At 70.7% G+C, this 20559-nt stretch carries 23 protein-coding genes and 1 pseudogene; 14 read left to right on the top strand and 10 right to left on the bottom strand.

Translation table 11 applies throughout. From position 1 onward, the window contains the following. Position 1: 1 nt before the first annotated feature. The 3 genes from AB5L52_RS24845 to AB5L52_RS24855 all read left to right on the top strand — a co-directional run bounded on the left by AB5L52_RS24845 (position 2) and on the right by AB5L52_RS24855 (position 2078). On the top strand, positions 2-883 hold the full coding sequence (locus AB5L52_RS24845; RefSeq protein WP_369368963.1) for an acyl-CoA dehydrogenase family protein: 882 nt from the start codon (positions 2-4) through the stop codon (positions 881-883). 397 nt (positions 884-1280) lie between these two features. Continuing rightward, on the top strand, positions 1281-1415 hold the full coding sequence (locus AB5L52_RS24850) for a hypothetical protein (protein ID WP_351028840.1): 135 nt from the start codon (positions 1281-1283) through the stop codon (positions 1413-1415). 18 nt (positions 1416-1433) lie between these two features. Continuing rightward, entirely contained in the window at positions 1434-2078 is a 645-nt protein-coding gene (locus AB5L52_RS24855; RefSeq protein ID WP_369368964.1) for an ATP-binding protein, read from the top strand. A gap of 252 nt (positions 2079-2330) precedes the next feature. Here the strand turns inward: AB5L52_RS24855 and AB5L52_RS24860 are convergent, their stop codons facing one another. Next, entirely contained in the window at positions 2331-3257 is a 927-nt protein-coding gene (locus AB5L52_RS24860) for a cyclase family protein (RefSeq protein ID WP_369366261.1), read from the bottom strand. Between the two features lie 86 nt (positions 3258-3343). Between AB5L52_RS24860 and AB5L52_RS24865 the strand changes: the two genes are divergently transcribed. The 3 genes from AB5L52_RS24865 to AB5L52_RS24875 all read left to right on the top strand — a co-directional run bounded on the left by AB5L52_RS24865 (position 3344) and on the right by AB5L52_RS24875 (position 6606). Further along, positions 3344-4255 (top strand): SDR family NAD(P)-dependent oxidoreductase, encoded by a 912-nt coding sequence (locus AB5L52_RS24865; protein WP_369366262.1) that lies wholly within the window; start codon positions 3344-3346, stop codon positions 4253-4255. A 153-nt stretch (positions 4256-4408) separates the two neighbouring features. Beyond that, positions 4409-5557, top strand: a complete 1149-nt coding sequence (locus AB5L52_RS24870) for an acyl-CoA dehydrogenase family protein (protein ID WP_369366264.1) — start codon at positions 4409-4411, stop codon at positions 5555-5557. Continuing rightward, positions 5557-6606 carry an alcohol dehydrogenase catalytic domain-containing protein gene (locus AB5L52_RS24875; protein ID WP_369366266.1) on the top strand — a complete coding sequence of 350 codons (1050 nt, stop codon included), beginning with the start codon at positions 5557-5559 and terminating at the stop codon, positions 6604-6606. Before AB5L52_RS24870 ends, AB5L52_RS24875 begins: the two co-directional genes overlap by 1 nt. Here AB5L52_RS24875 and AB5L52_RS24880 read toward each other — a convergent pair. Continuing rightward, complete coding sequence (locus AB5L52_RS24880; RefSeq protein WP_369366267.1) at positions 6596-7624, bottom strand: GlxA family transcriptional regulator; 1029 nt, start codon at positions 7622-7624, stop codon at positions 6596-6598. The genes AB5L52_RS24875 and AB5L52_RS24880 overlap by 11 nt on opposite strands. 71 nt (positions 7625-7695) lie before the next feature. Between AB5L52_RS24880 and AB5L52_RS24885 the strand changes: the two genes are divergently transcribed. Next, positions 7696-9015, top strand: coding sequence for an MFS transporter (locus AB5L52_RS24885; RefSeq protein WP_351765823.1), 1320 nt, complete (start codon positions 7696-7698; stop codon positions 9013-9015). A 50-nt stretch (positions 9016-9065) separates the two neighbouring features. On the opposite strand, the pseudogene AB5L52_RS24890 reads toward AB5L52_RS24885, so the two are convergent. From AB5L52_RS24890 to AB5L52_RS24900, 3 genes and pseudogenes are all read right to left on the bottom strand, one after another. After that, positions 9066-9527: pseudogene (locus tag AB5L52_RS24890) on the bottom strand (hypothetical protein); the annotation flags it as partial. An 83-nt stretch (positions 9528-9610) separates the two neighbouring features. Continuing rightward, positions 9611-9844 carry a DUF397 domain-containing protein gene (locus tag AB5L52_RS24895; RefSeq protein WP_369366269.1) on the bottom strand — a complete coding sequence of 78 codons (234 nt, stop codon included), beginning with the start codon at positions 9842-9844 and terminating at the stop codon, positions 9611-9613. 98 nt (positions 9845-9942) lie between these two features. Next, a complete protein-coding gene (locus AB5L52_RS24900; protein ID WP_369366270.1) occupies positions 9943-10155 on the bottom strand; it encodes a hypothetical protein in 213 nt (70 codons plus the stop codon). Between the two features lie 183 nt (positions 10156-10338). On the opposite strand from AB5L52_RS24900, the gene AB5L52_RS24905 reads away from it, so the two are divergent. Genes AB5L52_RS24905 through AB5L52_RS24915 form a run of 3 tightly spaced genes read left to right on the top strand, consistent with a single transcriptional unit; the run spans position 10339 to position 12530 of the window. Next, positions 10339-11106 carry a DUF6879 family protein gene (locus AB5L52_RS24905; RefSeq protein ID WP_369368965.1) on the top strand — a complete coding sequence of 256 codons (768 nt, stop codon included), beginning with the start codon at positions 10339-10341 and terminating at the stop codon, positions 11104-11106. Between the two features lie 18 nt (positions 11107-11124). Beyond that, the gene (locus AB5L52_RS24910) at positions 11125-11973 is read left to right on the top strand and encodes a helix-turn-helix domain-containing protein (RefSeq protein WP_369366273.1); all 849 of its coding nucleotides are present in this window, start codon (positions 11125-11127) and stop codon (positions 11971-11973) included. Between the two features lie 23 nt (positions 11974-11996). Then, on the top strand, positions 11997-12530 hold the full coding sequence (locus AB5L52_RS24915) for a DUF6879 family protein (protein ID WP_351028860.1): 534 nt from the start codon (positions 11997-11999) through the stop codon (positions 12528-12530). Positions 12531-12814: 284 nt separating this feature from the next. Here AB5L52_RS24915 and AB5L52_RS24920 read toward each other — a convergent pair whose 3' ends face one another. Continuing rightward, a complete protein-coding gene (locus tag AB5L52_RS24920) occupies positions 12815-13237 on the bottom strand; it encodes an ATP-binding protein (protein WP_351028862.1) in 423 nt (140 codons plus the stop codon). A gap of 175 nt (positions 13238-13412) precedes the next feature. On the opposite strand from AB5L52_RS24920, the gene AB5L52_RS24925 reads away from it, so the two are divergent. Next, positions 13413-14282 (top strand): helix-turn-helix domain-containing protein, encoded by an 870-nt coding sequence (locus AB5L52_RS24925; RefSeq protein ID WP_369366275.1) that lies wholly within the window; start codon positions 13413-13415, stop codon positions 14280-14282. After that, positions 14279-14458 carry a DUF397 domain-containing protein gene (locus AB5L52_RS24930; protein WP_351765807.1) on the top strand — a complete coding sequence of 60 codons (180 nt, stop codon included), beginning with the start codon at positions 14279-14281 and terminating at the stop codon, positions 14456-14458. Before AB5L52_RS24925 ends, AB5L52_RS24930 begins: the two co-directional genes overlap by 4 nt. Before the next feature lie 57 nt (positions 14459-14515). Here AB5L52_RS24930 and AB5L52_RS24935 read toward each other — a convergent pair whose 3' ends face one another. From AB5L52_RS24935 to AB5L52_RS24950, 4 genes are all read right to left on the bottom strand, one after another. Then, the gene (locus tag AB5L52_RS24935; protein ID WP_369368966.1) at positions 14516-15115 is read right to left on the bottom strand and encodes a flavin reductase family protein; all 600 of its coding nucleotides are present in this window, start codon (positions 15113-15115) and stop codon (positions 14516-14518) included. A 58-nt stretch (positions 15116-15173) separates the two neighbouring features. Next, the gene (locus AB5L52_RS24940; RefSeq protein WP_351765803.1) at positions 15174-15965 is read right to left on the bottom strand and encodes an enoyl-CoA hydratase-related protein; all 792 of its coding nucleotides are present in this window, start codon (positions 15963-15965) and stop codon (positions 15174-15176) included. Further along, complete coding sequence (locus tag AB5L52_RS24945) at positions 15956-18178, bottom strand: acetate--CoA ligase family protein (RefSeq protein ID WP_369366277.1); 2223 nt, start codon at positions 18176-18178, stop codon at positions 15956-15958. The genes AB5L52_RS24940 and AB5L52_RS24945 overlap by 10 nt, the downstream gene beginning before the upstream one ends. Before the next feature lie 145 nt (positions 18179-18323). Next, positions 18324-19520, bottom strand: coding sequence for a flavin-containing monooxygenase (locus tag AB5L52_RS24950; RefSeq protein ID WP_369366279.1), 1197 nt, complete (start codon positions 19518-19520; stop codon positions 18324-18326). Between the two features lie 187 nt (positions 19521-19707). Here AB5L52_RS24950 and AB5L52_RS24955 point away from each other — a divergent pair, with 187 nt between their 5' ends. Both AB5L52_RS24955 and AB5L52_RS24960 read left to right on the top strand, forming a co-directional pair. Next, on the top strand, positions 19708-20157 hold the full coding sequence (locus AB5L52_RS24955) for a DoxX family membrane protein (RefSeq protein WP_351028872.1): 450 nt from the start codon (positions 19708-19710) through the stop codon (positions 20155-20157). Next, complete coding sequence (locus tag AB5L52_RS24960) at positions 20157-20552, top strand: Zn-ribbon domain-containing OB-fold protein (protein ID WP_369366281.1); 396 nt, start codon at positions 20157-20159, stop codon at positions 20550-20552. Before AB5L52_RS24955 ends, AB5L52_RS24960 begins: the two co-directional genes overlap by 1 nt. The last annotated feature ends 7 nt before the right edge of the window (positions 20553-20559 follow it).

Consider the following 20559-nt stretch of genomic DNA (forward strand, 5'->3'; position numbering starts at 1 on the left):
CGTGCGGTTCCAACTCACCGAGGACCAGAAGGCGTTGCGGGCGGGCATGCGGGAGCTGCTGGAGCGGCGGTTCGGGCGGGAGGCGTTGCGGGCGGCCGTCGACGCGCCGGGACGGCTCGACCGGGAGCTGTGGCGGGCGCTCGGGGACGCCGGGTTCTTCGCGCTGCGGCTGCCCGAGGCGGACGGCGGGGTCGGGCTGGGGCTCCCGGAGGCGGTCCTGGCCTTCGAGGAGGCGGGACGCGCCCTGCTGCCCGGACCGCTCGCGGCCACGCATCTCGCCGCCGGCGCGGTGCCGGGCGCGGCCACCGGGGAGACGGTCGTGGCGGCGGTCGACGGAGAGCTGGTGGAGTGGCTGGAGGCGGCGGACGTCGTACGAGGTCAGGCGTCGGGCGCCGTAGCCCTGCGCTCACTGGACCCACTGACGCCGCTGCACCGGACTCCCGCCGCCGGTGCCACCGGCACCGGCACCCAGGACCCCGTGGCCGTCCTGCTCACCGCCGCCGAGCAGCTCGGCACCGCCGTACGCGTCGGCGAGCTCGCCGTGCAACACGCCCGGAACCGGACGCAGTTCGGACAGCCGATCGGCGCCTTCCAAGCCGTCAAGCATCTCTGCGCGGACCTCCTGGTACGGACCGAGACCGCACGCGTGGCCGTCTACGCGGCCGCTGTCACCGCCGACCCCGCCGACATCGCCGCCGCCCGTCTGCTCGCCGACGAGGCCGCCGTCCAAGGTGCCCGCGACTGTCTCCAGGTGCACGGCGGCATGGGTTTCACCTGGGAGGCGGACGTACACCTGCATCTGAAGCGGGCCTGGGTGCGGGCCCGTCGTGGCGGCGGGAGCACGGAGAGTGAGGAACTTCTCGCGGCGCGACTGGTTGCCTGAGCCACCGGCAACCCTCTGGGCTGCGGCGGCGGGAAAGCCCTGGCCCAAGATGTCGCGGATCGTGGCATGCCGGTATCACTTTGCGTCGATACCCGGTTGTGTCCTTCGCGGGACTCGTCACGACCCGGAGTCGGCTGTCCGCTCCGGTACCTTGTGTGGGATGCGAGTGGCTGCGAGCGCGGGCCGGGCCGGCGATGCCCCTGGGGCGGTGCCGGGTCGTGCGGTGCGCAGCGCCGCTCGCGGTGTGGTGACGGCTTCGACCGTCGCCTGTTCGATGCCCCGGCACGAGCGTCGCACAGTATGCCTCACGCGTACTCCTTCGCGCTGGAATATGCCCGAAGCGCTTGTTGGGGTGACTGTACGTCAACCATGCTGGCTCCAAAGGGAATCACGTTCCGTGACCCTTGCACTGGCCGTTGTTCTGGCCATGCAGAAAATGGCTACGATCGTGGCCCTCGTGATCGCCGTCGCGGCTTCGGCCGTGGCGGCCTGGTGGCGTGGGGTCATGTGTCCGCCGGTTCGGATGGTGTGAGCGGTGCAGGTGCTTCAAGTGCAGCTGGAGATCCGGCCCGACCCCACGGAGGTGGGGCGGGCGAGGAGATGGGCTCGCGCGCGGCTCGCCGGGCTGGGAATAGCGGCCGACGAGCCGCTGGCCGAGACCCTGATCCTGCTCGTCTCCGAGCTGGTGACCAACGCGGTCGTGCACACCGGCCGCACGGCCGTGTTGAGGCTCTCCCTGCCGAGCACGGAGACCGAGTCGGCAGAGAGGGCTGAGGCTGTCGAACGGGCCGAGGCGGTCGAGAGGGCCGAGCAGGCAGTGCGTCTCGAAAAGGCCGCACAGGTCGCACAGGCTGAGCGGGCCGCACAGGCCGAGCGGGCCGAGGGGACCGTGCGGTGCGGTGCCGCCGAGTGGTCCGAGACGGCCGACCCGCCCGCGGCGGTCACCGTGCGCGTCGAGGTGGCCGACTGCAGCTCCCGCGCCCCCGTGCCGCGCTGCGCCGGCGGTGACGCCACCGGCGGCCGTGGCCTGGCCCTCGTCGACTGCCTGGCCGATCGCTGGGGCTGGAGCCCGGAAGGCGCCGGCAAGAGCATCTGGTGCGAACTGGACCGCTGTTCGCAGCCCCGGGAGAGCGCAGCGATGGCGTACGGGGGCGGACTGTCCGCGTACGAGGGTCTCGCCTTCGAGGCGGTGTAGCACCCGGCGCGGTGGTGCGCCGGGGGTGCCTCCGTGCGCGGGTGCCCTGAGCAGGGCGTACGTAACAAACCCCCGTACCGGCGTTGACGACCCGTCACCGCCTGAACAGGCTTGTGGGCGACGATTCGCCGCGAGGGGACGACGAGGATCGGAGACGGCGGTCCTCGTCGAGTGTGGGTCGCACCCGGTGGGCGGCGCGTGCGCGGGACCGAGGGGGAGCGCGCCGCCAGCCGGTCAATGCTCGGGAGCCTCTCAGAGGACGGCCACGGGGGCCACCGGGGTACCCGTCGCGCCGACGAACGGCTCGGGCATCGCCGACAGCAGGAACGCATACCGCCCCGCTTCTCCACAGGCTGTGGACAACTCTTCGAGATTCCAGTTCTGCCCCTGGAGCATCCCCATCTCCACCAGATGCAGGGCGTGCACGGGCAACCAGAGATTCTCCGACTCGGGCGGAAATATCTCAAAAGTGAGCGTGTCGTTCGCGACCGCCGCGACATCGCGCGCGTGGAACCACTCCGGTGTACGGATGGACAGCCCCGGCGACGGATAGCCGTACCCGTGCTTGTCCCCGGCCAGGCACACCTGCACCTGCCCGGTCCGCACCAGCACGACGTCCCCGGACCGGACCGCGGTCCCGGCGAGTTCCTCGGCCGCGTCGAGATCCTCCGGCGTGACCGCGTGCCCGCCGTCCAGCCGGTCCACGCCCCGCGCGCGTGCCACGTCCAGCAGCACCCCGCGCGAGACGATGTGCCGCGCCTTGTCGATCCCGGCGAACTCCGCGCCGCCGTGCGCGGTGACCGTGTGCGCCGGGCGGCCGTTGTAGACCTTCCCCGAGTGCGAGACATGGGTGAGCGCGTCCCAGTGCGTGCCCGCCTGCAGGCCCATGGTCACCACGTCGTCGCTGCACGCCACCGTGCCCGGCCCGAACAGCTCCTGGTTGATCTGCACCATCGCGTGCAGCGGATCGACCCGCCCGGGGATCAGGCCCGTCTGCACCCCGCCCTGCCGGAGGGGAAGGGCGAGCGGGATCCGGCGCCCGGTGCGGACCTCGGCGACGGCCGCGCGTACGACCTCGTCGGTGATGAGATTCAGGGTCCCGATCTCGTCGTCCGCTCCCCAGCGCCCCCAGTTGTTCACGCGCCCCGCGATCTCGTGGAACTCCTTGGGCAGTGCCATCCGGTGCCTCCCCGGGGCTTGTGTCCGCGCATCCGACGCGCCATAGAATCTAACGGACCGTCAGAAACCGCGGGAAGGGGCCGGGCGTGGGGAACTTCTTGGCAGGAAAGGTCGTCGCCGTGACCGGTGCCGGACGCGGCATCGGCCGGGCGGTCGCGCGGGCGGCGGCCGCCGAGGGGGCGAGGGTCGTCGTCAACGACTACGGCGTCGCCATGGACGGCGCCTCGCCCACCAGCGAGGTCGCCGAGGCCGTCGTCAAGGAGATCGAGGCGGCGGGCGGGGACGCGGTCGCGGTGGCCGACGACATCTCCACGATGGCGGGCGGGCAACGGGTCGTCGACGCGGCCCTGGCGTCGTACGGCCGTCTCGACGGGGTCGTGTGCGTGGCCGGGATCCTGCGCGAGCGGATGCTGTTCAACATGACCGAGGAGGAGTGGGATCCGGTGATCGCCACCCACCTCAAGGGCACGTTCACCGTCTTCCGGGCGGCGTCCGCGGTGATGCGCGGGCAGCGCTCCGGCACGCTGATCGGTTTCACCAGCGGCAACCACCAGGGCTCGGTGTCCCAGGCCAACTACAGCGCGGCGAAGGGCGGGATCATCTCGCTCGTCCGCAGCGCCGCGCTGGGCCTGCACAAGTACGGGGTGACCGCGAACGCGGTGGCGCCGGTGGCGCGTACGCGGATGTCCGCGCACGTGCCCATGGAACTGACGGAGATCGGCGAGCCGGAGGATGTGGCGGCGCTGGTGGTGTACCTGCTGTCGGACCGGGCCGCCGCGCTGGACATCACCGGGCAGGTGTACACGGTCGCCGGACCGAAGATCGCGGTGTGGGCCCAGCCGAGGGAACTCCGTTCGGTTCACGGGGAGGGAGCGTGGACGCCGGAGCGGATTGCCGAGGTTCTGCCGGGCGAGGTGGGGGTGGATCCGATGCCGATGCTGTCCCAGCTTTTGGCGATGGAAGCGGCGGCGCGGAGTGGGTCTCGGCCGAACGCCTAATAGTTCGGGGCGCGTTGTGGTGTCGCGGCTGCGGGTTCGTCGTGGTTGATCGCGCGCACGCGGCGGTAGCCGCATATCTGACACAGCCCCGCGCCCCTAGGGGGTTGCAGCTGGCAGCGCCCACATTCGGCCCCCAATCGGAGGTGGTCCACCATGGATTTCGGGTTCAGTGATGAGGATGACGAATTTCGGGCCGAGGCCCGCGCATGGCTGGCCGCGCACGCCAACCCGGCGACGAGCAGACGTACCTGGGAACGCACCCTCGGTCGGGCCGGCTGGATCGGGATCGGCTGGCCGGAGTCCGGATACGGCAACCGGACCGCCACGCTCACCCAGCAGGTCGCCTGGGCCGAGGAGTACGCCCGTTCTCCCGCACCCCCGCGTTCGGGCCACATCGGCGAGAACCTGCTCGCCCCCACGCTCCTCGTACACGGCACCGAGGAGCAGAAGTCCCGGTTTCTGCCGCCGATCGCGGCCGGGGAGGAGCTGTGGTGCCAGGGGTACAGCGAGCCCGGCGCCGGTTCGGATCTGGCCGGGGTGCGGACGGTGGCGGTGCGGGAGGGGGAGGGGTACCGGATCAGCGGGCAGAAGATCTGGACCTCGCTCGCCCACGAGGCCGACTGGTGCTTCGTGCTGGCCCGCACCGACCCGGACTCCCGCCGCCACCACGGGCTCGGCTTCCTGCTCGTCCCCATGGACCAGCCCGGCCGTATCGAGGTCCGCCCCATCCGGCAGATGACGGGCACCAGCGACTTCAACGAGGTCTTCTTCGACGGGGCGCACGCGCGCGCGGAGCACGTCGTCGGGGGAGAGGGGCAGGGGTGGCGCGTGGCCATGAGCCTGCTCGGGTTCGAGCGCGGGGTGTCGACCCTCTCCCAACAGATCGGGTTCGCCGAGGAGTTGGCGGGCATCATCCGGACCGCCGTGCGGAACGGGGCGGTGCGGGATCCCGTCGTACGGTCGCGGCTCGTACGGCAGTGGGCCGAGCTGCGGACCATGCGCCGACACGCCCTGCGGACCCTCGGCGGCTCGGCCGACCCCGGCGCGCCCAGCGTGGCCAAGCTGCTGTGGGCCGGCTGGCACCAGCGGCTGGGCGAGCTGGCGATGCAGGTCCGGGGCGCGGCGGCCACCGTCGGCCCCACGGACTGGTCGCCCTCGGTGCCGTACGAACTCGACGCCGACCAGCACCTGTTCCTGTTCTCCCGGGCCGACACCATCTACGGCGGCTCCGACCAGGTCCAGCGCACGATCATCGCCGAGCGCGTGCTCGGTCTGCCCAGAGAGCCCAAGGGGGCCGTGTGATGCGTGGTGTGGTGTTCGACGGCAAGCAGGTCCAGGTGGTGGACGACCTGGCGGTGCGCGGGCCGGGGCCCGGCGAGGTGCTCGTGGCCATCGCGGCGGCGGGACTGTGCCACAGCGATCTGTCCGTGGTGGACGGCACCATTCCCTTCCCGGTACCGGTGGTGCTGGGGCACGAGGGGGCCGGGGTGGTCGAGGCGGTCGGCGTGGGGGTCACCCATGTCCGGCCCGGTGACCATGTGGCGCTGTCCACGCTCGCCAACTGCGGCACCTGCCCGGAGTGCGACCGGGGCCGGCCGACGATGTGCCGGCAGGCGATCGGGCGCCCGGGGAAGCCGTTCAGCCGGGGCACCGGACCGGTCCATCAGTTCGCCTCCAACTCGGCGTTCGCGGAGCGGACCGTCGTCAAGGCCGTGCAGGCGGTGCCGATCCCGAAGGACATCCCCCTGGAGTCCGCCGCGCTGATCGGGTGCGGGGTGCTCACGGGCGTGGGCGCGGTGCTGAACCGGGCCCGGGTGGACCGCGGGGACAGTGTCGTCGTCATCGGGACCGGGGGCATCGGGCTGAACGTGCTGCAGGGCGCCCGGCTCGCGGGGGCGCTCAGGATCGTCGCCGTGGACGCCAATCCGGCCAAGGCGGAGGTGGCCCGGCAGTTCGGCGCCACCGACTTCCTGACCTCGACGGATGGCGTGCGGGACATCCTGCCCGCGGGCGCCGACCACACCTTCGAGTGCGTCGGCCGGGTGGAGCTGATCCGGCAGGCCATCGACCTTCTCGACCGGCACGGCCAGGCGATCCTGCTCGGCGTCCCCGCGGCCACCGCGGAGGCGTCCTTCCTGGTCTCCTCCCTCTACCTCGACAAGTCCGTCCTGGGCTGCCGCTACGGCTCCTCGCGCCCCCAGCGGGACATCGCCCTGTACGCCGAGCTGTACCGCCAAGGGCGCCTGCTGCTCGACGAGTTGGTGACGGCCGTCTACCCGGTGGAGGACTTCGCCAAGGCCCGCGCGGACGCGGAGGCGGGCCGGGTGGCGCGGGCGGTGCTCACGTTCTGACCGCCGGCCCGCACACCCCGGCGCCCGTCCGGAACGTCCTCCGGTACGCCGTCGGTGTCACCCCGAGCGCCTGCTGGAGATGCTGGCGCATCGACTGGGCCGTGCCGAAGCCGGCCTCGCGCGCCACCTGGTCGATGGACAGGTCCGTGGTCTCCAGCAGATGGCGGGCGCGTTCGACGCGCTGCTGGGTCAGCCACTGGACGGGGCTGACCCCGACCTCCTCGCGGAAGCGGCGGGTGAAGGTGCGTACCGACATGGCCTCCTGCCCGGCCATGTCGCGCAGCTGGATCGGCTCGTGGAGGCGGCCCAGCGCCCAGGCGCGGGCCGCGGTCGTCGTGGCCAGCTGCGGGTCCGGGACCGGGCGGTGGATGTACTGGGCCTGGCCGCCGTCCCGGTACGGCGGTACGACCGTACGCCGGGCGACGTCGTTGGCGACCGCCGTACCGAAGTCGCGGCGCACCATGTGCAGACACAGGTCGATCCCGGCGGCCACGCCGGCCGAGGTCAGCACGTCGCCGTCGTCGATGAACAGCACGTCCGCGTCGACCCTGATCCTCGGGAACATCCGCTGGAAGCGCTCGGCGTCGGCCCAGTGCGTGGTCGCCGGGCGGCCGTCGAGGTAGCCGGCGGCGGCGAGGACGTAGACACCGGTGCAGATGGAGGCGAGCCGGGTACCGGGCCGGATGCGGGCGAGCGCAGCGGCCAACTCCTCGGTGAGCCGGCCCTCCTCGAAGACCGGGCCCAGCTCGTACGACGCCGGGACGATCACCGTGTCGGCCTCGGCCAGCGCCTCCGGGCCGTGCGGGACGTGCACGGCGAAGTCGGCGTCCGTCTCGACCGCGCCGGGCGGCCGTACCGAGCAGGTCACCACCTCGTACAGCAGCCTGCCCCGCTCGTCCTTCGGGCGGCCGAAGATGCGGTGCGGGATGCCCAGTTCGAAGGGGAGCAGGCCGTCGAGGGCGAGCACGACGACCCGATGCGGCCGGAAGTCCTCGGATCCTTCAGCTACGACACTCATGGCCCGATCCTAGCGGATACTGTCCTTCGGGCCACTCGATGCGCGGAGCCGGAAACCGGACGCTTGATGACGTGACTCAGACAAGCCCAGCCGCAGCCTCGTCCGCAGCCCCCGTCCAGGCCGCCCCGCCCGCCCGGCGCCGCCGGGTGCACCGCGCCTGGTTCGTCGCCGCCGTCACCTTCGTCACGATCATCGGCGCGGCCGCCTTCCGTTCCCTGCCCGGCCTGCTCATCGACCCCCTGCATCAGGAGTTCGGCTGGTCGCGCGGCACGATCGGCGCGGCCGTCTCCATCAACCTCGCGCTCTACGGCCTGACCGCCCCCTTCGCCGCGGCGCTGATGGACCGCTTCGGCATCCGCCGGGTGGTGGCCGTGGCGCTGCTCGTGATCGCGGCCGGTTCGGGCCTGACCGTGTGGATGACGGCGGCCTGGCAGCTGTGGCTGTGCTGGGGCCTGCTGGTGGGCCTGGGCTCCGGCTCGATGGCGTTGGCCTTCGCGGCGACGGTCACCAACCGCTGGTTCACCGAGCGGCGCGGACTGGTCAGCGGCATCCTCACCGCCGCGTCCGCCTCCGGCCAGCTGATCTTTCTGCCGCTGCTGTCCTGGATGGTCGAGCACCACGGCTGGCGCCCGGCGGCCGTGACCGTGGCGCTGGCCGCCCTGGCCGTGGTCCCCTTCGTCTGGATCCTGCTGCGCGACCACCCGGCCGACATCGGCCAGAAGCCGTACGGCGCAAGGGAGTTCATACCCAAGCCGCCGCCGGTGACGGGCGCCGCCCGCCGCACGCTGAACGTCCTCTCGACCGCCGCCCGCACCGGCACCTTCTGGCTGCTCGCCGGCACCTTCGCGATCTGCGGCGCCTCCACCAACGGCCTGATCCAGACCCACTTCGTGCCCGCCGAGCACGACCACGGCATGCCCGTCACCACGGCGGCCTCGCTGCTCGCGGTCATCGGCGTGTTCGACGTCGTCGGCACGATCGCCTCCGGCTGGTTCACCGACCGCTTCGAACCCCGCCGCCTGCTGGCGGTGTACTACGCCCTGCGCGGCCTCTCCCTCCTCTTCCTCCCGATGCTGCTGGGCCCCGCCGTCCACCCCCCGATGCTCTTCTTCATCGTCTTCTACGGCCTCGACTGGGTGGCCACGGTCCCGCCCACCCTGGCCCTGTGCCGGGAGCAGTTCGGCGAGGACAGCGCCATCGTCTTCGGCTGGGTGCTCGCCTCCCACCAGGTCGGCGCGGCCCTCGTCGCCTACCTCGGCGGACTCGCCCGCGACGTCTTCGGCTCCTACGACCTCGTCTGGTACGCCTCCGGCACGCTGTGCGCGGCGGCGGCGCTGATGTCCCTGGTGATCAGGCGGCGACCGGTGGTTCCCGTGCCGGCGGCGGCCTGAAATGGGGAGTGAAGGGGAGCGAAGGGGCGTGCTGGCGGATCACCCCTGGCCAGAGGGCAGGGGAGATCGCGGCTCTCGTGGTTCGGGGAACAGGTCACCAGGGCCAGGGAGAGGTAGGAGGGGCGTTCGAGGTAGAAGCCGAGCGATACGTCACCGCCTGATGCCAGCCGCTCGCGGGCGGAGGCGACGAGGGCGGCCAGGCGTCTGCCGTCGCGCTCGGCCTCGGACGCGAACCGGGGCGCGTACTCGGTCAAACGGTCACTCAGCCATGCCGTCGCCGGTTTCGGTTCCGGCCATGTGCCGCGCACCAGCGTGCGTGGTTTGACGAGCCAGTACGCCGTTTCCAGCGGCGGCAGATCCGACGTGGGGAACTCCGCGGCCACCTCGCGATGGCGCTGGATCAGTTCCGGTCTGCTGCCTGCCGGCGGCGGCTCGGGGTGGGGTGGGCGTCGTAGCGCTTCCTGGTCGAAGCGGGCCTTGGGGCCGGTCCACAGGTAGCCGTGGTGGTGCACGGGTCGGTCGTCCAGTTCGGGGCGTCGGTGTTCGTGAATCCGGCCGGGCCTGGCCAGGACCGGCCGGGGGGTGAGGGGTTGCGTCAGACGGGCAGGCCGAACCGTGCCGGGTCGATCCCGGCCACGGTCAGTTCCTCCGTGGTGAACCTCAGCGGCTGCGCCTCCGGCTGCTTGCTGTCACCGAGGGCCCAGGCGTCGTCTCCGATCCGGGCCAGGGTCACGCACGACTCGCCGTCCGGGTGGGTGTTGCCCCCGCAGGCCTTCACGAACGAGGGACCGCTGAGGTCGAGCGCGTACAGATCGATTCCGTTCAGCATTACTGCACCTTCCTGCTCGCTGTCGCGGCCATGACTGACCGCCGCCGCCCTTGGCGGGCGGGAGTTCAAGGGAGGGGAGTCGGGCGCGGGTGCCCGGATCACGGCTTTCCGTGCACGCCCGAGGTGTGGTCCCGGATCTCGGTGGCGTGGCGCGCGGCCTGCGCGACGTCACCGGACTGCTTGCAAGCGGCCAGCTGCCGCCAGTTGGCGGCACACACGTCACAGCCGGTGGCCGGTACGCAGTCCAACAGCCAGACGTCGTAGCCGCTGGGCAACTGCGTCGCCGAGCGCTTCTGCTTCGCCTTGGCCATGGCTGTCACCGTGTCTCCCCGAGTTGGTGTGGCTTCGGGAGATGACCGTAGGAGGGGGGAGAAGCGCAAGGCCGGGAATATTCTCCATTATTCTCACGCGGTAACGCTGGATGCATGGACATTCACTCAGTGGCACCGACAGGCTGTGTCTACCAACATCGTCGAGCCCCAAGGGGGTCGTACATGGCGCGCAGGTTGCGGTTCAACGGGACGGGCAGCGACATCGGCGGATGCCCGTCCCTACACGAGGACTTGGACAGCGGGGAGATCATCGTGCACGGGCCTCCGCTGACCGGCACAGAAGACGTGGCGCAGCTCCAGCACCTCTCGGATGGAGAGGTTGCCGTGGTGGTCCCACGTGAGCTGCTGGTGGACTGGGCGCCGAAGGAGAGGGCGCGGCAGGTGCGGACGATCGATCTGGACGAGTTCAGTGATTTGTTCGCCAAGTTCGAGCACACTGCATGGAGGTTGGAGACCCGTCGTCGGTACGCGAGTGACGAGGCCAGCGACCGCTGGGAGCGGTTCATCGAGACCGGGAGCGTCGTCGAGGACTGGCCGGAGGGCTCGCCGGCCAAGGGGTTCCGCGACACGATCCGTGCGCAGACCGCACAGGGAAAGCGCGTCGAGCGGGTGCGGATCGTGGACCAACCCGCCACCACCGGGCAGAGCTACCTCCTCGACGGCGCCAGGTGGAACATCGCGACCGGTGAGGACATCCGCAACATGTGGCGTGCCGACGCAGATCGGCTCCGCCTCCCCGCCGAGGACTTCTGGCTGTTCGACAGCCGCCTCATCGCGCTCCTGCGGTTCGATGACGACGACCAACTCACCCACGTGGACCTCATCACGGAACCGGCAGAGGTGGTGCGTTGCGCCATGATCCGGGATGCTGCTTGGCATCACGCCGTACCGTGGAAGCAGTTCACGGCGGAGATGGACAGCAACGCGTAGGAGCATGAGCGGGTACCGGTGAGCACGGACTATCAGAGGGCGCGTGCAGAACTGGGCCGCAGGCTCAGGGAACTCCGCGTCGACAGCCCTGATGGTCGGCTCACCGGTACGGAACTGGCCCAACGGCTGGGGTGGCCGCAGTCGAAGGTCAGCAAGCTGGAGAACGGCAGACAGACACCCACGGACGACGACCTCCGGGCATGGGTCGAGGCTGTGGGGCAGCCTGCCGTGTTCCCGGAGCTGCGCGCCCGGCTGAAGGGTTTTGAGAGCCATATCCGTTCCTGGCGACGCCAGCTCGCGCAAGGGCACGGCCCGGTTCAGGAAACCTGGAACACTCTCGTCTCCGACGCCCAGACGATGCACGCGTTGAGCAACGCCGCTGTCAGCGGGATGCTCCAAACAGCCGACTATGCCCGGTACGTCTTCGAGGGCCACTCCGCGCTTCAGGATGCGCCGCGGGACACGGAAACCGCTGTGCGGGCTCGCATGAAACGGCAGGAGTGGCTGTACCGTCCAGGCAAGCGGTTGAACCTGCTCATGCATGAGAGCGTGCTGTGGGCTCGCATCTGCCCACCAGAGGTACTGGCGGCCCAACTTGACCGTTTGCTCGGCGTGGTGGGCATGGACACCGTGCGCATGGGAATCCTGCCGCTGGATGCCAACCTGCCTTTGGCGCTGGGCAACTCCTTCTGCATGCTGGACGAGCGCCTCGTCGTGGTCGAGGACTGGCACGCCGAACTCTGGCTGGACGACGCCGAAACGATCGCTCTCTACCGCCGCGTCTGGGACACCTTCGCGGAGTCGGCCGTCTTCGGCGCCGACGCCCAGCAGGTGATCGCCCGCGTCCGCCGGAGTATACGTGTGTGAGTACCCGCTCAAGGAGGCCTGGCATGCCGCAGAACCTGCCCAGCTTTGACGACCTCATGGAAGCTGCACAATGCTGCGCCGTGCACCTCGAAATGCGTGACCAGTACGCCGTGGGCGACGAGGCGGATGACTTCAACACGTGGCTGAGCACGGGCCGGATAGACACTGATCCCGCCTCAGAATACTGGGCACCTTGGGTCAGCTTGATCTCCCGCACGGTCGCCCGCGGCGTCGTCGTACGACGTGCCCGCATCGTCTCAGAACCGGTCACCGACTACATCCGCTACGAGCATGCGGGCACACTCGTCAACGTCGCGGCCGGCGAGCAGGTGCGATGGCTGCCCCGCCTGCGGGCGGTCGACCTGATGCTGCCAGGCGCTGACCTGTGGATCTTCGATGGGAAGCAGGTCCTCTTCAACCACTTCACTGGCGTCGGCGAATGGGCCGACCCGGCCAAGGAATTGCGCACGGAGCCGAGCCTCGTCAAGCAGTGCTCGGACGCCTTTGGGGCGGTCTGGGAACGCGCCATCCCGCACGAGATGTACGAGATCCGCTGATCCGGAAGCGTCAGCATGTGAATACGTAGCGGCGTACCACGTCGTCGGAGGTGTCCCAGGGGGACGCCCGTGCCGGGGAAGGGGTTTGCCAGCACTCCTCGTCGTGCGGAAACGGCAGGTAGCGGCCAGCCGCGCGGGAGCGCTTGGACCAGCGGCGCCAGCGGGCGTCGTAAGGGCTCGGGAGCTGCCACACGTACGGGTCAGGTGTCCGGAGCTCCCGCGCGATCTCCAAGTCGGTCCCTGTGTGACGGGGGCGCGGCTTGATGAACAGGCGGGCGAGAGCGTCATAAACCAGCCGGAGCATGGGCTCCCTCTATCTTGACCAGCGCGAAGAGGGCCCACACGCACTTTGCGTACGGCTCTCGTCGGCAACCCCAGGCATCGGCCAATACCTCCACGAGTGCCAGTCCGCGTCCGCCTTCCTCGTCCGGGCCGGAGTCGTGGCACCGGGGAAGCGCGTCCCTGTCCGGATCCGAGACCTCCAGCATCAGCTCCGCTTCCCGGAGGGTGAGCGTGACCTCGACCTGGGCGTAGGGCGTTCGGCAGTGGGTCACGGCGTTGGTGACGAGTTCGCTCACCGACAGGGTGACGGCGTCGGCGAGTTCACCCGTGATCCCCCAGTCCGCGAGGGCTTTGCGGATGTACTGACGGGCGGTTGACACGTGTTGTCTGCGCTTGGGGATGCGGAAGGTTTCGGTTTCGGGCATGGGGGTGCCGTACCTCCTGACGTGTCGTCAAGATGCGTTGCTGCAAGCAGCGTGTACTCATGAGGCTAGGGCCGCAATGAAGGAAGGCGCAATCGATTGAGGTGCATACATGCTGTTAGGTATATGTTCGAGCGCGGCATGCTCTACAGTTTCGTTGCGATAGAGAGGGGCCAGAATGCCTGTAGCTGGACGACCGACCGTGCGTAGCAGGCGACTTGGCGCTGCGCTCAAGACGTATCGGCTGGCGGCGAAGCTGGATCAGCTTCAGGCTGCCGAGGTGATCGCCGCCCACCAGACCAGGGTCAGCCGCATCGAGACCGGACATGTTTCTGCTCGCCCGCTCGAAATCCGGGCGATGTTGGACGCGTACGGGGTGCATGACACCGAAGTCCGGCAGAAACTGGAGGAGTTGGCTCGTCAGTCGAAGCGCCGGGGCTGGTGGCTTGAGCATGCAGCGCACCTGCGGCCGGACTATCTCGACCACATCGCGCTGGAGGACGACGCGACCTACATTCGGGAGTGGCAGCCGGCCCTGATCCCGGGGCTCCTGCAAACTCCCTCGTACGCACAGGCGATCGCCACGGGAAATCCCCACTACATCGCCCCGGAGCGGATCGCTCAGTTGGAAAAGGTGCGCGAGAGTCGGCAGGCGAAGATCGAGGAAGGCGGGGCAACGTACTCCACCATCCTCTGGGAATCAGTCATCGCACACCCACTGGTGAGCACCGGAATTCACCAGGAGCAGCTCGCCGCGATCCTCGAGATCGGCAAGCGGAAGAACGTCACCGTGCAGGTGCTGCCGTTCAGCGCGGGCGTACTGGGATCCGTGACGTCTGCCTTCTCCGCCTTCAGCTTCGATTCCGAGCCGGTGGTCGAAGCAGTGACCCTGGAGAACCTGAGAGGAGCATCGGTCCTCGAAGGCCCTGAAGACCTCACCGCTTACGCCAATATGTACGACCTACTACGATCGTCGGCACTGGCACCGGACGCGAGCGCGAAGCTCATCCGGGGCATACTGCGGAGCCTGAAGGATGACGCATCGTGACCGAGGTTGTAAGTCCCTTCCGGAAGTCGTCGTACTCCCAGCCGGAGCAAAACTGCGTAGAGGTCGCCGACACCGCCGACAACGGCCGAGCCGTCCGGGACAGCAAGCGCCCCGCCGGCCCCCTCCTCACCGTCTCCCGCGACAGCTGGCAGGCCTTCCTCCAGCAGTTCGCGTAGGTCTCGCACGCGGCAGTGAAGGGCGCCTCCCCGCGGTGGCCCGTGGCCCGCTGACCGTCACGCCTGGGGAGCAAGTCGGGCGAACCGCCCCCGGTGGAAGAGGAGCGGGTCGGCCGGCTCCTCCGTGCCGAGGGCGGTCACCCGGCCCACGACGATGAGGTGGTCGCCGCCGGTGTGTACGGCGTGGATCGTGCAGTCGATCCAGGCGGCGGTGCCGGTCAGGCGCGGGGAACCGGAGGCCGGCGCCGCGTCGTACGGCACGCCCGCGAACTTGTCCGCGCCGCTCACCGCGAAGGCCCGGCACAGTTCGCCCTGGTCGGCGCTGAGCACGTTGACGCAGAAGACGCCCGCGCGGGCGATGCGGGGCCAGGTGGTCGACGTACGGCCGACCATGAAGCAGACCAGGGGCGGGTCGAGGGAGAGGGAGGCGAAGGACTGGCAGGCGAAGCCGGCGGGGCCCGCATCGGCCTCGGCGGCCGGGGCGGTGATGACCGTGACCCCGGTCGCGAAGTTCCCCAGCACCCGCCGGAACTCGGCCGGGTCGACGGGGGCCCGCTCGTCCTGCCGTACGCATCGCAACTCCGGCCGCGGCAACGGCTCCACGGCCCTCGGCCTCAGATACCGGACGGCGGCGGCCGCCGCCCCTGCGTGTCCCATCACGTCCCCCATTGAAGCTGACGGTGTGTCAGATAGGAAGCCCGGCGACCGGTGACCCTCACCGGCCCCGGAACTCCGGCTCCCGGCGTTCCACGAATGCCCGCAATCCCTCCCGGGCGTCCTCGGTCGTCATGTTGATCTCCTGGGCCCAGGACTCCGCCGCGAAGGCGGTGGCGCGGTCCGATTCCAGGGAGGTGTTCAGCAGGTGCTTGGTCAGGGCCAGGGCGCGGGTGGGGGCGGCGGCCAGGCGGGTGGCCCATGCGTGGGCCGTTTTCCGCAACTCGTCGTCCGGGACGGACCGGTTGATCAGGCCCAGGCGCTCCGCGTCCGGCGCCGGCAGGGCGTCGCCGAAGAACATCAGCTCCTTCGCCCGGTGGGGGCCCAGCAGGCGGGGGAGGAGGTAGGCGCCGCCGGCGTCCGGTACCAGGCCCCGCCGTACGAACACCTCGATGAAGCGGGCCGACTCGGCGGCCAGGACCAGATCGCAGGCGAACGCCAGATGCGCGCCCAGGCCCGCCGCCGTGCCGTTCACCGCGGCGAGCACCGGCTTCTCGCAGTCCAGGACCGCCGTGATCAGGCGTTGGGCGCCGAGGCGCAGCATCCGTGCCACGTCGCCGGGGATCCGCTCGCCGGAGCCCGCTCCACCGCGCAGGTCCGCGCCCGCGCAGAAGCCGCGACCCGTGCCGGTCAGGACCACCGCCCGTACGTCCGGGTCCGCCGACGCCTCCGACAGGCGGTCGATGAGGGCGTCCCGCATGTCCGGGGTGAGGGCGTTGAGGGCGTCCGGGCGGTCGAGCGTCAGGTACGAGACCTGTTCCCGCACCTCATGGCCGATCCCGCTCACCGGCACACCACCAGCGCGTCCAGCGCGACCGCCCCCTGCCCCCGCGGCAGCACCATCAGCGGGTTGATGTCCAACTCCGCGATGTGGTCGCCCAGTTCGAGGGCCATGCGCTGGACCCGGAGCACGACCTCCACCAGTGCGTCCCGGTCGGCCGGCGGGCGGCCGCGGACGCCGTCCAGCAGGGCGCGGCCGCGCAGTTCGGCGAGCATCGCGCGGGCCTGCTCCTCGCCGAACGGCGGGACGCGGACGGCCGCGTCGTGCAGGACCTCCACCAGGACGCCGCCGAGGCCGGCCGTCACCGTCGGGCCGAACAGGTCGTCGTGCGTCATGCCGACGACCATCTCCACGCCCTGTTCGACCATCTGGCACACCAGGATCCCGTCCAGCGGGACGCCCTCGTAGCGGGCGATGTCCGTGAGCTCGCGGTAGGCGTCGCGGACCTGGCTGGCGGACGTCAGCCCGATCTTGACCAGGCCCAGTTCGGTCTTGTGGGCGATCTGCGCGCCGGAGGCCTTCATCACCACCGGGTAGCCGACCTGGGCGGCCGCCCGTACGGCCGCCGCCGCGCTGGTCACCAGTTGCTCGCGCGGCACTCGGATGCCGTAGGCGCGCAGGAGCTGTTTGGCCGCGTGCTCGCTCAGCTGCCGGCCCGGACGCATCAGGGCTTCCGCCTTGCGGAAGGAGGGGGACGGGAGGCGCGGGGCCTCGTCGAAGGGCGAGCGGTAGTCGCTGACGAACGCGTGGTGGTCCAGCCAGGCCCGGACCGCCGTCAGGCAGTTGCCCACCGTGCGGAAGGTGGCCACGCGCGACGAGCCGAGCAGGGTCTCGCGGTACGCCGGCTCCGTCCCCACCGGTGAGCCCCACACCACGCACACCAGCTTGTCCGTCTCCTCGGCGACCGCGACCAGGTCCGTCACGAGCTTGTCGCTCAGGGGCGGGAAGGGCCCGGTGATGGGGCAGATCAGCACCCCGATCGACGGGTCGGCGAGGAGCGCGTCGAGGATCTTGCGGCCGCGCCGGTCGCCCACCGGATGCCCGCCGTTGTCCACCGGGTTGGCCACGCTCAGGTACTCCGGTATCCACTGGTGCAGCTCCGCCTGCTTGGCCTCCGGCAGGCGGGGCAGCCGCAGCCCGGCGGCCGTGGCGAGGTCCGCGACATGGGCGCCGGTGCCACCGGAGATCGAGTAGACGGCCACACCGTCCGCCAGGGGAGCCCGCGCCCGCGCCAACAGGGCCGCGGTGTCCTGGAGTTCGTCGAGGCCGTCGACGCGTACGACTCCGAACTGGCGCATCGCCGCGTCCACCACGTCGTCGGCGCCGGTGAGCTTGCCGGTGTGCGAGGCGGCCGTTAGGGCACCGGTCTCGGTGCGGCCCACCTTGACCGCGACCACCGGCACCTTGCGGCGGGCGGCGCGGTCGGCGGCCAGCAGGAAGGCGCGGCCGTCCTTCAGGCCCTCCACGTAACAGGCGATGGCGCCGACCTCGGGCCGCTCGGCGAACCAGGAGAGGAAGTCGGCGGTCTCCAGGTCGGCCTCGTTGCCGGTGGGTGCCCAGTGCGAGAGCCGGATGCCCAGCTCCTGGAGCGAGAACACCGGGCGGCCCTGGTGGCCGGACTGGGTGATCAGGGCGATCGCCGGGCCGGTCAGGTCCTCGCGGAAGTGCTCGAAGGCGTTCAGGTTGGTGTTCGGACCGAGCAGGCGCAGGCCCGAGCGCCGTACCGCTTCCGCGAGCCGCCGCTGGGCCTCGGCGCCCGCCTCCCCGGTCTCGGCGAACCCGGAGGCGAAGGCCACCGCGAACTTCACCTTGGCGTCCGCCAGTTCCTCGACCACCGGCAGTGGGTCGGTCACCAGCAGTACGGCCAGGTCGATCTGTCCGGAGGGCAGGTCGGCGACGGAGGCGGTGCAGGGGATGCCGAAGACCGACGGGCGGGTCGGGTGCACCGGGTGCACCCGTGCGCCCACCCGCTCGGCCCATGCCAGCAGTTGCCGGGTGATCCCGGTGTTGGGCCGTCCCTCCGCGTCCGAGGCGCCGATCACGGCGACCGACTCGGGCCGGAAGAAGCGGGTCAGGTCCGGTACGTCCGCGTACAGCGGCCGCCCGCTGACGTCCAGGTCGTCGACCCGGTCATGGACGACGGGTCCGGGCCGCTGCTCGCCGCAGGCGATCACCCGGGCCAGGCGGGAGTCGGTGGTGAGGGTGCCGTGGGTTGATCCAAGCATCGGTCCGCCCGCTCCTGTGAGACAGCACAAGTAAACTGACGCTCTGTCAGATTACTGAACTGACGCAATGTCAGGAATGGGTCGGAGTCGCAAAGTTACCGATGGGTGGGAACCGCGGAGTCGTGGGACGAGCGGTTCCGCAAGATCACGGACGGGCGCGGAGCTGCCTGGCCGCCGCCTTCGCGATTCTCCCGGCGTCGAGCGCCATCTCCCGGAACATCCCGCTGATCGGGTTGGTGAACCCGGTGAAGTACAGGCCGGGCGCCTCGGCGGACGTACGGCCGCCGTGCACGACCGGCCTGCCGCGCTCGTCCAGTATCCCGAGATGCCCGACCAGCCCCTCCAGCGCCCGCACATACCCCGTCGCCGCGATCACGGCGTCCGGCTCGATGCGGCTGCCGTCGGCGAGGACGACCTTTCCGGGATTCCCGCCCTCGAAGGACTCGACGGCGGCCACGACCTCCACCTTCCCCTTGCGCACGGCGTCGATCAGGCCGACGTCCTGCACCGGGATGGCACCCTCCAGGGCCCTGCTGTACAGGCCGGTGTCCGGGCGGGGCAGCCCCTGGGCGGACAGGTCCGGCACGCCGACCTTCGCCTGGATCCGGCACAGCCGGTCCACCAGCCCCACCGGCAGTCGCCGTACCAGCACGCCCGAGTACTGCGCGGGCCAGCCGAGCGTCGAGCGGCGCACGAGGTGCGGGGCGCCGCGCACGGCCAGCCGCACCCGCGCGGCCCCGCCCGCCGCCAGGTCCACGGCGATCTCGGCGCCGGTGTTGCCGGCGCCGACGACCAGGACGTCCCGGCCGGCGTACGGGGTTGCGTTGCGATAGCCGCCGGCGTGCAGGAACTCCCCGCCGTAGTCGGCGAGGCCCGGCCAGTCGGGGATGCGCGGGGTGTGGTTGTAGCCGGTGGCGACGACCAGCGCGCTGCCGGTCAGCTCGCGCCCGCCGGAGGCGTGCAGCAGCCAGCCGCCGCCGTCCCCGGCGCGCTCGACGCGGAAGACCTCCACACCGGTGACGATCTCCAGTTCGTGGTGCTCGGCGTACGTCTCCAGATAGCGCACCACGTCGTCCCGGGCGACCCAGCGCCCGAACCTCCGGGGGATCTTCAGGCCCGGCAGGGCGGACAGCCGCCGGGTGGTGTGCAGCCGCAGGCGGTCGTAGTGGCCGCGCCAGGAGGCGCCGACGCGGTCCGCCTTTTCGAGGACCACGGCCCGTATGCCCCGGCTCCGCAGCGCGTGCGCGGCGGCCAGACCGCCCGGACCGGCGCCTATGACGTAGACCGGGCGGGCGGCGGGCGTCGCGGAGAGATGCACGGAAGCACAGGGGGAGACGGCCATACTCCGGAGCGTAATCACCCACCCGGTTGATGGGTCTCGGTCAAGACCGGAATTGGTTGCGGATTGATCACGCGTGTGGAGAAGTATGCGCTACAAGTGACGTAGCCCACGTGGATCAGGGGAAAGTGTGCGCTATTTCTCTCCGGCCATCTGACGTACTCAGGCAAGCTGACGTACCGTCAGATCCATGGACTCGATATGGCTCGACGGCGCGGAATGGCTGGCGGTGCTGCGGATCGGTCTCGGGCTGTGGTGGCTGGAGAGCTGGCGGCACAAGGACAAGAAGGCCTGGTTCGAGCGCGGCAGCGGCATCGCCTGGGCGGCGGGCGTCGCGGAGAAACACCGCTGGGCGCCGGTGCGGACCGGCTTCGAGACGATGGTGAAGCCGCATCCGAAGCTGATGGCGTACCTCGTCGCCTACGCCGAACTCTCCCTGGGCCTCGGCCTGATCCTCGGCTTCCTGACCCCGGTCGCGCTGCTCGGCGGTCTGCTGCTGAACGCGACCTACTTCGTCCTGATGATCCACGACTGGGCGGAGCAGGGCCAGAACTCGATGATGGCGCTGATCTCGCTCGTCGGGTTCTTCGGCATGTCCTGGCAGACCTGGTCGCTCGATGCCTGGCTGGGCTGGTTCTGATGGGAGCGGTGCGGTACGACGTCCCCGAGCCCGACGCCTTCACCCGCACCTACTGGGAGGCGGCCGCGCGGGGCCGGCTGCTGATCCGCCGCTGCGGGGCCTGCGGCCGGGCCCACCACTACCCCCGCGAGTTCTGCCCGCACTGCTGGAGCGAGCGGGTGACCTGGGAGGAGGCGAGCGGCCGTGCCGCGCTCTACACCTGGTCCACCGTCCACCGCAATGACCTGCCGCCCTTCGGCGACCGTACGCCCTATGTGGCCGCGGTGGTCGACCTGGTGGAGGGGCCGCGGATGATGACGGAGGTCGTGAACTGCGCGGCGGGAGCCCTGGCGGCGGGGATGGCCCTGCGGGTGACGTTCCGGGACGGAAAACCGGTGTTCCAGCCGGGTGGGTGAGCCCGAT

It is taken from the genome of Streptomyces sp. CG4 (genome assembly GCF_041080655.1).
In the GTDB taxonomy this organism is placed as follows: Bacteria; Actinomycetota; Actinomycetes; order Streptomycetales; family Streptomycetaceae; genus Streptomyces.